Genomic DNA, 10,205 nt, shown 5'->3' with positions numbered 1-10,205 from the left:
TGAAACAGGTACACCAACATTAAAACAAATTATGGCTACCATGGGGGAGATTTACGCTAATCCACAAGCCACACAAACCTCACTAGATGATGTTTTCTTTAATGTTGAGACATGGCTACAAGATGAAGTTGCTCGTGAGTTTGCAGAAAAAGAAGGCTTAGCCTTCTTGCTTGGTGATGGAATTAACAAGCCCAAAGGTATTCTGGATAATCCTTTTGAAGCGACGGATGATAAAACTCGTCCATTCGGAACGATCCAACAACTGAGTTCTGGTACTGCTGGAACTTTTAATGGCGACAACCTAATTGATCTAATCTATTCAATTAAGGCGGGGTATCGTCAGAATGCAGTTTTTATGATGACCAATCTTACACAATCTAAAGCTCGCAAGTTGAAAGACAACGAAGGTAATTACCTGTGGCAACCTGGTCTACAAGCTGGACAACCTTCAACCTTGTTAAGCTATGGAATTGAAGAAAACAACGATATGCCAGAAGCCGAAGCAGATGCGAATGCAATCTTATTTGGTGATTTCAAACGTGGTTATACCATTGTTGATCGCATGGGAACTCGTATTTTACGCGATCCATTCACAAATAAACCTTATGTTGGTTTCTACACAACAAAACGTGTTGGTGGAATGTTGACAGATAGTAGTGCATTTAAAGTTTTAGCTTTAAAAGCATAATTCAATTTTGGTATTGAACGCCTCTTTTAAGAGGCTTTCTTTTTTTGGAGAGTTCAAATGCCAGTTATTACGGTTAAAGAGAAATTTAAGATTGCAATCGATAACGGTAATCAAGTTGTAGAGTTCGTACCAGGTGAATTTATGGTTGATGATCGTGTGGCTCATGTGTCCATTCACCAACTTAAAGTCGCTGTACTAAAAAAGGGTGGTAGCAAAAATGCCAATTTTGACACTGGAACAGGTGAAGCAGCGGCTCAAAATTGATAGCGAAGATGAGGATGCAGATCTTCAACTATTAATAGATGCTTCGCTTTCTGCATTTGAAGAAGTAACAAATCGAAAACTGTATGAAGTGAGTGAGGTTATTCCTGAGGATGTCACCAATGGGATACATGTATCGCCTTTCATTGTTCAGGGTGCTTTAGCCTTAATTGGATATTGGCATGAAAATCCTGAAGCAACAGGCAACATGGAGCTATTACCTAAATCAACGACATGGGCTTGGAATCGACATCGGTTTATAAATATGGGGTGATTTATGGAGTTTGGAAAACTTAAACACCGCATTACTGTTCAGAAATATACTGAATCTCAAGATGATAATAACCCTGAATATTTAACTAAGGAATGGGTTGAATATTGCACTGTTTGGGCGGATGTTCAGGATATTTCAACCAGAGATACATTACAGGCTCAGTCAATTGGCTCTACATTACAAGCGCGTGCTGTGATTCGTTATAGTTCTAAAGCAGTATTAATTGATAGCACCATGCGCATATTGTTCGAAAGTAAGTTTTATCAAATAAACGGTAATCCAAAACGTGATTTACACAATCGTAAAACTTATATCACTCTCGAACTGAGTGAGGGGCTAAAGGAATGGATATAGCAAAGTTTGAGTTAACTGGTGATAAGCAGATTTCTAAACGACTTAATCAACTCAGTAACCCTCAGATAGCTAAAAAACTGGCAGTTCGTTCGGCTCGTAAAGCCATGACACTGGTCAAGAATGCCGCTGTTGTAAATGCAAGTTTAATTGATGATCCTGAAACATCAGAACAAATCTCAAAAAATATCGTTGTCCGGGCTGGAAAATCTAAAGATAGAAATTCTGTGCGGATGCGAGTTGGTGTGAAAGGTGGTACTGAGTTTTGGCGCATACATAAAAATATGGTTCGCAAAAACAAAGCAAGTGGAGAGAATGAGCGTGTACCAAACCCTTATTACACACCTGTACCCAACAATACTTCGTATTGGTGGCATGTGGAGTTAGGAACTAGGTATTCAATGGCTGTTCCATTTCTACGACCAGCATTGGATAACAATATTGAAGTTGTTACTCGAACATTTTCAGTTGATTTTATGGCGGGTATAGATGAGGAGTTGAGGAAAATCCAATGATTCCAATACGCACAATTCTGAATGATGCACCATCTGTTACAGCGTTATTAAAGGGGAGTGATGGTGTATTGCGAGTTTATCGAGATTTGGCAAGTGAGGGAGTGCAATATCCTTATGCTGTGTGGACGTTAATCAGTGGCCATGCCATCGACAACGTAGATATTCCTGCGGTAGATGACAGTATCGAAATACAGATCGATGTATATGCTCAGACTGAACAAGACAGAGACAATGTATTTAAAGCGGTGCGAAATGTATTAAAGCATCACAGCATTATTAATAACTTTCCAAATATTGGTTCAGGTGTGCCTGGTATTTACAGAGGGACGTTCACATGTGGCTGGTTGATCGAGGCCTAAAAATTTTATTTTAAAGATAGCGACCTAAATGGTCGTTTTTTATTGCCTATTGTTTGAGGAGTAGCTACTCATGGCGCGTATTAAAGTTCAAAAAACCCAAGTATTTTATTTTGATGGAACTGCAATCGTTCCTGTGGTCTGTGCAAAAACAATTGATTTAGGTCAGGACAGTGAAGAAGATGTTGATGTAACTTGTCTTGATTCTGATGAGGTTGATAGTGATGCAGGTCAAGTCACACCCGGTGAAGGTTCACTTGCAATTGACTTTGATGATGAAAACTCATCACATCTTCAATTATTAGCCTTATCTAAAACAGATCCAAAGCAAACAGTACACTGGTACCTCGGCTCTTCACACAGTACTGATGGACCAACGGTGACAGGAGGTGCGGTAACATTACCAACAACACGTACATGGTGGGAGTTTGATGGTTATCTTAAACGTGCAGCGCCAACTTTTGAAAAAGGACAACATGTTGGATATTCATTCCCACTGAAACGCCGTTCTTCAGTCCAAGAAACAATCCGTACTATTGGACCATAATCATGAAAAGTATTAAGGATCTTAAGCGTGTCACCAAAATTGGTGCACCTGTTAAGCGTACTGTGGCATGGGTCGTTATAGCAGATGACGATAATATTGATTTTCTACGTGAGCAAACGGGTAATAGTGAAATCGTTTTGGGGGAATCGGTAGATTTAGAAGGTCAGGTTTTTATTAAAAAACTTAGCTTTAATGATACATCTGAAACCTCAAAGGCCATCGAGTGGGATATTGACTACGACAATATTGAAAACTCAAAGGTAAAGGCTGTGGATCATCGACAATTACAGGCTGCACAGTTGTTAGGTTCAGTTTGTGAGGATTTAAACGGCAAGCTTTTCTTTAGTTCTATAGATGATGTTCTTTGCTCGGATCCGAATTTCATTAATGCCTTATATGCCGTTTCCAGTGAGGTTAATAATTTTTCGGGAAAGTCTCGGACAAAGAGTTCTCAGAAAATGAATTCTGGTGCGAGCTTGTTATCAATGGAATCGGTGGAAACACCATTGAAGAAGCCAAGCGAAACCTAAGCAATGCCGAGTTTCAAATATGGAGAGCCTATCGTGAAAGACGCGGCTCTCTATTTATTGGTCGCCGTATTGAGCAGGCTTTTGGAAGTTTCATGGCCTTTTATCACAATGGCAAAGTGAAAGAGGAAGATTATCTCGAACCTACTCTTTTTATGCCACATGAGGATAAACCTAAAGAAATCGAGATTTCTTTAGATGAAGCTATGGAAAATGGATTTCAATGAAAGTGAACCGTCAGTTGACGGTTTTTTATTGTCTGGAGAAAAGTATGGCGACCAATCTTGGTACTTTGACATTAAATCTTATTGCAAATATAGGATCATATACACAAGGTTTGCGAAATGCTGAAAGTTCAACAGACTCAGCCTTTAAAAAAATGCGTGGTGCAGTTAATACCTATGGCAATGTTGTTGGTGCTGTAGCAGCGGGTGCTATTGTTGGATTGGCTGGCCTAGCATATCAAACAGCACAAAGTGCAGTAGAGCTTGAGAAGTTTGCACTGCGAGCAAACTCATCAACCCAAGAGTTTCAAAAGATGGCGGTAGGTGCTGCTGCCTATGGTATCCAACAAGAAAAACTCTCTGACATGTTGAAAGATTTCAATGAGAGACTTGGAGAGTTTACAACGATCGGTTCTGGGGAGGCTGTAGACTTTTTTGAGCAGATTGCCACTAAAACCGAAGGTAGTGCTGCTGGTGCCAAAAAACTTGCATTAGAAATGCAAAAATTAAGTGGTCCAGATGCTTTGCAACTTTATGTCGATAAGATGCATGAAGCAGGTGTAACACAACAGCAGATGTCATTTTATCTAGAAAGCATGGCATCAGACATGACTGACCTTATCCCATTGTTGATCAATGGTGGTGAAGGAATCAAACTTTATTCAGATGCTGCTGAGCGTGCAGGCTTAGTAATGAATGAAAAAACGATTGCATCATCAAAGATTTTAAAAGAGCAAGTATATCTATTAGATTTGCAGTTGCGTGGAGCAAAAAATCAACTTATGCAAGCTGTTATTCCTGCTTTTGTAGATATAGCAGGAGCATTCTTTAGTGGCTCAGAACAAGGTCTGCAATTTACCGAAGTTGCAGATGGTGTCGCAAAATCGTTGAAAGGTGTTGCATCTGTAGCGATTGGTGCGGTGACAGCGATTCAGCTAGTAGGTAAAACACTGGGTGGAATGGCTGCTGTTGGTGGAGCGATTTTTAGTGAAGCTAATTGGTATGAAATGAATCCAATCGGATTGGTTAAAGCTGCTTATGATGCTAGAAAAGAAATTGGTGCACTTACAACGGAAATAAAGTCGGATCTACATAATACTGTAATCGGTGCGGCTGAACGCATGGATAAAATGTGGGAAGGCAATGACGCTTCAACAGCAAAACAAATGGCTAGCTTGAAAGAGTTATCTAAAACTCAATCTGGTGTAACTAACGGTCTTGATGAATGGGTTGATAAACAGAATAAATCTAGTGATGCCACTAAAAAAAATTCAAAAGCCCAAACAGACTTAAATAGACTTCTTGAAGAACAAGCTCAAATTCGAAAATCATTAGGTTATGAGTTTTCCACTGATCTTCAACGAATGAAAATTGATTACGAAAGAGTGCTAGCAGATATTAACGATGCCAATTTCTCTCCAGCATTACGTAGTCAATTTTTATCTGCTGCAAAAGCTAGATTTGAAGATGAGCAAGTTCTTTATAAGATGAAGCAGGCTTTTGAACTTCAGGAACATAAGGTAAATGAAGAAGCAAAAGTCAAAGCAACATTTATTATTGATCAGCAAATCATCGCAAATCGAACAGATATATATACTGCTGAAAAACAACAGTATTTGAATGCACTACAAGAAAAATATACTCGAGCAATGGCTTGGTTGAGGCTTGAGCAGAACATGCGTCTAAACGATGCATCACAAGCATTTCAAACTGACATGCAAAATATGTCAGCTAAATATGAATTTGAACGTCAGCAGATCATATTAAATAGCCAGCTTAGCAAAGAGGAACGTCAAGCATTAATCGATGCATCTCGCATAACAGAAAGCATGGATCAAGCTCAAGGGCGGGATGCAGCATTGTATGGGATGTTGAATGCGTCAGGTATTGATACTTCACACGAGGAAGCAGCGGCCCAACGTACTGAAGCATTTCAGGCAGCGCTGGACTGGCAGTTGATTACTCAAGAAGAGTATCAGCAAAAAATGCTTGAAAGTGAAAGTCAGTATTATCGAGCTAAAGCAGCGTTAGGTTTGCAAGATGCAGCGAATACAACTGCTGGAATGGCAGATCTGATGGGAAGCTTACTTGGTAAACAATCCGCTGGTTATAAAGCCATGTTTATTGCATCCAAGATGTTTGCACTTTCCAAAGTAATTTTGAATGCACCTGAAACGTTCTCGAATGTGTATAACTCTGTTTCAGCAATTCCAATGATAGGTCCATATATTGCGCCAGTTGTTGCTGGTGGTGCTTTAGCAGTTCAACTTGGTCAGGCCGCACAAATTAGATCAATGAATTTACAGGGCTTTGCCACTGGTGGGCATATTACTGGTAAGGGAACTAGTACAAGTGATGATATTCCGATTTGGGCATCCAATGGTGAATATATGCTTCGTGCTGCTGCTGTTGAAAAATTAGGTTTGGCTAATCTTGATTATATTAATCGTACTGGTATGTTGCCGCAAAAATTTGCAACAGGCGGCTTAATTGGTAATGAACGTTTCTTATCAACATCAAGCCAAGGTGATCGGCGTGGTGATGGTGTGAATGTCATTATCAATGTGCCATCTGGCTACACTGCTAATGAAAGTCGTGATGGAAATGGCAATGTGACAATTGATGTGGTGGAGAAATTTGTTAAACAAGCGTTCAGCAATTTAAATCAAGCGAACTCATTTGAATCCAAGCAGATCCGGAATAACTTTAATGTGGGGCGTGTACGATGAATAAACTCGATCTTTGCCCACTTCAATCAAGTTATTCAGTCAAATACGGCACATCAGTTGAACGAATAGCATTAAGAGGTGGGTTTAGTCGATATGTTCAAACTAAAAACGCTAAAAAGCATTTGGTCGATGTGGCCTTTACACTTCGTGAAGATGACTTCATATATTTCAGGGCATTTTATCTAAATTGGCAGCTTAACCCGCTGCCTTTTTTAATGTCTTTAATTATTGAAGACAGTGAATTTAGAGAATATATAGCTCAGTTTGTGCCTGATTCTTTCTCATTTAATGAGTTAAACGGAAAGATTTTTAAAGTCTCGGCGCAACTTATTGTTGCGACTTCGGAAGTGCAGATTCTGACTTCAAAGCCTTACCCAGTGTTCTTTGGCGAAGATTTAAAAACTCAGTTCAATGTTCTGAGTCCAGTTTTGCATACAGTGTACAAGTCAACAGAGTTGGACGAATCACTACAAACTCAATTTGAAGTTTTGAGTCCTGTGCGTGTTGACGCAGTAGTTTATTCATCAATCACAACAGAACTAGAACTCCTTCAAACACAGTTTGAGGTGCTAAGCCCTGTACGTGTTGACTCAGTGATCTATTCGTCAATTACAACAGATGTGGAGTCCCTACAAACGCAATTTTCGGTACTTAATCTAAAACGAGAAATCTTATTACTGTCTCAAGATACTGAAATTGAGTCATTCCAAACTCAACTTACTGTATTAAACCCTGTTAAAGGTGGATAAATGTTAAATGTAAAAATTGGCGTACAAGCTTATTTTAAATGCGTAGCTGTAGATACTACTACGAGGAAAGAAACAGAACTTACTGACTGGTTTCCAAATCTAGTGCTTAATGCAGGACTAGATCGTATGTCACAGGGAGCTTGGATTAATCGAGTAATGGTCGGTAGTGGAAATAGCACACCACTTATTACTCAAACAAGTCTTGATAATTTTGTCGCAAGTACAACAACAAGGACAGAACACGCTTCAACAAGACAGCTGACTAACTTGCCATATTATTATTCTTTAAAAACGACGTTTAGATTTGCTCAAGGTGCCGCAGCAGGTAATTTGTCAGAGATTGCGATGGGTTGGGCTGATAATTCTTGCTGGAATAGATCATTGATAAAAGATTCGAATGGAAATCCCACAACCATCACTGTCAAAGCAAATGAATTTTTAGACATACTCACTGAGTTGCGTATTTATCCAAATCTGAACGATGTTGTATCTGATGTCGATTTAAAAAATGAAGATGGCGATACGATCTCAACACACACAGTCACTGTCAGACCAAATATGTTTATAGATTTGATTCATAGTGGTTCGTATGAATTATTTGCTACAGCCGTTAGATTGGCTGATGGCATCAATAATATGACGAATACAATTCGTGTGAGAGCTGGAGATGCATTGCTTAATTCAATAAGTCAAAATGTAACGGGAACAACTATTGTAGATACACATGGTAGTGCGGGGAATAATTCATATCCATCTTTGAAATCATGTGTTTACAAATTACCATTTACGATAACCCAAGCCCTGGGCTTACATAAAGTAATTAGTGTTAAATCAAGATTGGGAGATTGGAAATTTGAATATAATCCGCCAATTTCAAAAGATAATACTCAAACACTTGAACATAATTTCATGTTGACGTGGGGGCGTTATGAACCATGATGCCTGACAACGAATTATCTGATGGCAGTGTTTACGCTGCTTTTTTAGTGCCCAATCGTATTGATGAACTTATTGATTACGAATGGGGCGGTAGTGATTTATATGATGCATCGCAGGGTTTGCAAGCCAAATTGTGGACTTGTTTCTACGAAAGTGGGGTTATTAAAGCAAAAGCTGATCAAGTGATACACGACCTAATCACTGTCGATGATGTGACAGCATTAAGTTTTGCATTTGATTTGAGTATGCGCCCAGTTGCGACCTATGTTATCAATGATGAAGTGTTTTTATGGTGGTATGACACATCTGTTGGAGAGCAAGTCATAACGAGTTTTGGTAATACCATCATAACACCACAGCTTGCATTAGATGAGCGACGAGAATTTCAATCAGCAAATGCAGATGTGATTTTTGCATATATCAAAGCCGAGCAACTTTGTATTCGATTACAACGAGATCGTTATCAAATTGAGTATGAGCTGGGCGCAGGACAAGTACTCATACAAATCGGGATGATGGCCAACAATAGATTTGGATTTGCTACAAAGATTATGAATGGTTTTGATCTATTTTTAGATCAGATGTATGTCGATGCTCGAAATAAAGAATTACGTTTTGATTATCTGGATCTGTGTCCACTGCAGGCATCTTATAGTGTTCAATTCGGAAATAGCGTCATCAAAGCTGAAGGACTAAATGAAGATGCTTTGAGAACCCAATTTGAAAATATAGAGAATGTGGTGTCGATCGTTCTCAATCTGAAAGAAAAAGATTTCGATTATTTCATGTCATTTTTTAGGATTTGGCAGCATAAACGTAAGCCGTTCTATATTGATCTTGTTCTAGATCAACGTCCACTTACCCAGTATCTAGCACACTTTGTACATGACAGCGTTTCGATGACGAAAAGTGGAGCTGTATTCAAGGTGAGTGCTCAGTTATTTATATTGAATAATGATCTTGATAAGTCTGCAATTAAAATGATAGCGGAGTCACGGAATGTCAGAGCTTGAGAGTTTTTTATACGGTCCAGATAACGCCTATTTGATTGAGTGTATCGAGATTAAACATAGTTTGTGGCCAAAGCCTTTACGCTATGTGACCAACGTTTCTGAGGGAGTGACTGTTATTCAAGACAGCCAGCCCACTTTCTATGAATATGCAGTATTGAAGATTGATCGGGGCAGCGTCAGTGATGATCTTGATCAGAAGTTAGCGATAACGGTCGGGGATTTGGGCAAAGTCATTCCTGGTCTTGTTGATCAAATTATTGAGCAAGTATCACTTGAGCGACCGCAAGTTACTTATCGAGCGTATTCAAGCATTGATTTATCAAATCCAATTTTGCAGATTGATCACTTAGAAGTCACAAGTCAGAGCAACGACTATCAAGGAACAACATTTGAAGCTGAAGCAGAGCAGCTTAATGAGGTTGGTACTGGATTGTTGTTCACAAAAGAGAATTTTCCGACCTTGGTTGGCTTTTACTAATGAGGTAAAGAAATGATTGAATTTCACGATAGCATTCACTCAGTTGACTACATGATTGATCTAAAAGACATCTCAAATATTGAGCGACGTTTCCGTAGTAGCCGTGGATCTGAGTCAAACTATGATGTTATTTTCACGTTTAAAAGCGGAAAAGTTATCGAAATGACTTTGAGTGATGTCGATGTAACCCGGCTTTCAAGTGCTGTGGAAAATACATAAATAGTGAGTACAGCGAATGAGAGATTTTAATCTGCAATTGCTTTCATTATTTGAAATGCAATACAACGTTAAGAATTATCATTGTGTTCATTTCGTGATTGATGCTGCAAGACAGTTGATAGGTCAAGATTATTCAAAAAGCTTTATTGGTTTGACTGCATCGCTAAATGATTCCATTCAAACATCAAGACAGACAGTCATTCAAAACAAGCGACTGAAAGAACCGCGACAAGGATGCATTGTCCTTATGACAAGCCTCACTGGTAACAACCATGTGGGGCTTTTTTATTGCGGCAAGGTTTTGCACTTGAATGAGTCGGGCACTCAATATCTAT

The 10,205-nt window shown here is 39.1% G+C and carries 15 protein-coding genes; all 15 read left to right on the top strand.

Translation table 11 applies throughout. From position 1 onward, the window contains the following. Nucleotides 1-688 (top strand): phage major capsid protein (locus tag EAH57_RS15585; RefSeq protein ID WP_121930848.1); only part of this gene is annotated, 688 nt, incomplete at its 5' end. A 57-nt stretch (nucleotides 689-745) separates the two neighbouring features. After that, nucleotides 746-952, top strand: a complete 207-nt coding sequence (locus tag EAH57_RS15580) for a hypothetical protein (protein ID WP_121930847.1) — start codon at nucleotides 746-748, stop codon at nucleotides 950-952. Continuing rightward, nucleotides 906-1,223 (top strand): head-tail connector protein, encoded by a 318-nt coding sequence (locus tag EAH57_RS15575; protein ID WP_121930846.1) that lies wholly within the window; start codon nucleotides 906-908, stop codon nucleotides 1,221-1,223. The genes EAH57_RS15580 and EAH57_RS15575 overlap by 47 nt, the downstream gene beginning before the upstream one ends. Before the next feature lie 3 nt (nucleotides 1,224-1,226). Then, nucleotides 1,227-1,577 carry a phage head closure protein gene (locus tag EAH57_RS15570; protein ID WP_121930845.1) on the top strand — a complete coding sequence of 117 codons (351 nt, stop codon included), beginning with the start codon at nucleotides 1,227-1,229 and terminating at the stop codon, nucleotides 1,575-1,577. Further along, a complete protein-coding gene (locus EAH57_RS15565) occupies nucleotides 1,568-2,089 on the top strand; it encodes an HK97-gp10 family putative phage morphogenesis protein (protein WP_121930844.1) in 522 nt (173 codons plus the stop codon). Before EAH57_RS15570 ends, EAH57_RS15565 begins: the two co-directional genes overlap by 10 nt. Next, nucleotides 2,086-2,448, top strand: a complete 363-nt coding sequence (gene gp17, locus EAH57_RS15560) for a tail completion protein gp17 (RefSeq protein WP_121930843.1) — start codon at nucleotides 2,086-2,088, stop codon at nucleotides 2,446-2,448. Before EAH57_RS15565 ends, gp17 begins: the two co-directional genes overlap by 4 nt. A gap of 70 nt (nucleotides 2,449-2,518) precedes the next feature. After that, nucleotides 2,519-2,992 (top strand): phage tail tube protein, encoded by a 474-nt coding sequence (locus tag EAH57_RS15555; protein WP_113997082.1) that lies wholly within the window; start codon nucleotides 2,519-2,521, stop codon nucleotides 2,990-2,992. A 2-nt stretch (nucleotides 2,993-2,994) separates the two neighbouring features. After that, a complete protein-coding gene (locus EAH57_RS15550; RefSeq protein ID WP_416240494.1) occupies nucleotides 2,995-3,522 on the top strand; it encodes a phage tail assembly chaperone family protein, TAC in 528 nt (175 codons plus the stop codon). A 92-nt stretch (nucleotides 3,523-3,614) separates the two neighbouring features. Then, the gene (locus tag EAH57_RS16245) at nucleotides 3,615-3,746 is read left to right on the top strand and encodes a hypothetical protein (protein WP_322899087.1); all 132 of its coding nucleotides are present in this window, start codon (nucleotides 3,615-3,617) and stop codon (nucleotides 3,744-3,746) included. A gap of 44 nt (nucleotides 3,747-3,790) precedes the next feature. Beyond that, nucleotides 3,791-6,472, top strand: coding sequence for a hypothetical protein (locus tag EAH57_RS15540; RefSeq protein WP_147440130.1), 2,682 nt, complete (start codon nucleotides 3,791-3,793; stop codon nucleotides 6,470-6,472). Then, nucleotides 6,469-7,221 (top strand): hypothetical protein, encoded by a 753-nt coding sequence (locus EAH57_RS15535; RefSeq protein ID WP_121930839.1) that lies wholly within the window; start codon nucleotides 6,469-6,471, stop codon nucleotides 7,219-7,221. The genes EAH57_RS15540 and EAH57_RS15535 overlap by 4 nt, the downstream gene beginning before the upstream one ends. After that, nucleotides 7,222-8,160 carry a hypothetical protein gene (locus EAH57_RS15530; protein ID WP_121930838.1) on the top strand — a complete coding sequence of 313 codons (939 nt, stop codon included), beginning with the start codon at nucleotides 7,222-7,224 and terminating at the stop codon, nucleotides 8,158-8,160. Further along, nucleotides 8,157-9,173 carry a hypothetical protein gene (locus tag EAH57_RS15525; RefSeq protein ID WP_147440129.1) on the top strand — a complete coding sequence of 339 codons (1,017 nt, stop codon included), beginning with the start codon at nucleotides 8,157-8,159 and terminating at the stop codon, nucleotides 9,171-9,173. Before EAH57_RS15530 ends, EAH57_RS15525 begins: the two co-directional genes overlap by 4 nt. Continuing rightward, the gene (locus EAH57_RS15520; protein WP_121930836.1) at nucleotides 9,160-9,651 is read left to right on the top strand and encodes a hypothetical protein; all 492 of its coding nucleotides are present in this window, start codon (nucleotides 9,160-9,162) and stop codon (nucleotides 9,649-9,651) included. The genes EAH57_RS15525 and EAH57_RS15520 overlap by 14 nt, the downstream gene beginning before the upstream one ends. A 12-nt stretch (nucleotides 9,652-9,663) precedes the next feature. Then, nucleotides 9,664-9,870, top strand: coding sequence for a hypothetical protein (locus EAH57_RS15515; RefSeq protein ID WP_121930835.1), 207 nt, complete (start codon nucleotides 9,664-9,666; stop codon nucleotides 9,868-9,870). The last annotated feature ends 335 nt before the right edge of the window (nucleotides 9,871-10,205 follow it).

This window comes from Acinetobacter sp. 2JN-4 (genome assembly GCF_003687745.1).
GTDB lineage: Bacteria > Pseudomonadota > Gammaproteobacteria > Pseudomonadales > Moraxellaceae > Acinetobacter > Acinetobacter halotolerans.
Note: the sequence above shows the minus strand (reverse complement) of the source record. Positions and strands in the feature narration are given on the sequence as shown.

Coding starts and splice junctions, on each gene's coding strand:
- EAH57_RS15580 (WP_121930847.1), top strand. CDS start 746: ATGCCAGTTATTACGGTTAAAGAGAAATTTAAGATTGCAATCGATAAC.
- EAH57_RS15575 (WP_121930846.1), top strand. CDS start 906: ATGCCAATTTTGACACTGGAACAGGTGAAGCAGCGGCTCAAAATTGAT.
- EAH57_RS15570 (WP_121930845.1), top strand. CDS start 1,227: ATGGAGTTTGGAAAACTTAAACACCGCATTACTGTTCAGAAATATACT.
- EAH57_RS15565 (WP_121930844.1), top strand. CDS start 1,568: ATGGATATAGCAAAGTTTGAGTTAACTGGTGATAAGCAGATTTCTAAA.
- gp17 (WP_121930843.1), top strand. CDS start 2,086: ATGATTCCAATACGCACAATTCTGAATGATGCACCATCTGTTACAGCG.
- EAH57_RS15555 (WP_113997082.1), top strand. CDS start 2,519: ATGGCGCGTATTAAAGTTCAAAAAACCCAAGTATTTTATTTTGATGGA.
- EAH57_RS15550 (WP_416240494.1), top strand. CDS start 2,995: ATGAAAAGTATTAAGGATCTTAAGCGTGTCACCAAAATTGGTGCACCT.
- EAH57_RS16245 (WP_322899087.1), top strand. CDS start 3,615: ATGGCCTTTTATCACAATGGCAAAGTGAAAGAGGAAGATTATCTCGAA.
- EAH57_RS15540 (WP_147440130.1), top strand. CDS start 3,791: ATGGCGACCAATCTTGGTACTTTGACATTAAATCTTATTGCAAATATA.
- EAH57_RS15535 (WP_121930839.1), top strand. CDS start 6,469: ATGAATAAACTCGATCTTTGCCCACTTCAATCAAGTTATTCAGTCAAA.
- EAH57_RS15530 (WP_121930838.1), top strand. CDS start 7,222: ATGTTAAATGTAAAAATTGGCGTACAAGCTTATTTTAAATGCGTAGCT.
- EAH57_RS15525 (WP_147440129.1), top strand. CDS start 8,157: ATGATGCCTGACAACGAATTATCTGATGGCAGTGTTTACGCTGCTTTT.
- EAH57_RS15520 (WP_121930836.1), top strand. CDS start 9,160: ATGTCAGAGCTTGAGAGTTTTTTATACGGTCCAGATAACGCCTATTTG.
- EAH57_RS15515 (WP_121930835.1), top strand. CDS start 9,664: ATGATTGAATTTCACGATAGCATTCACTCAGTTGACTACATGATTGAT.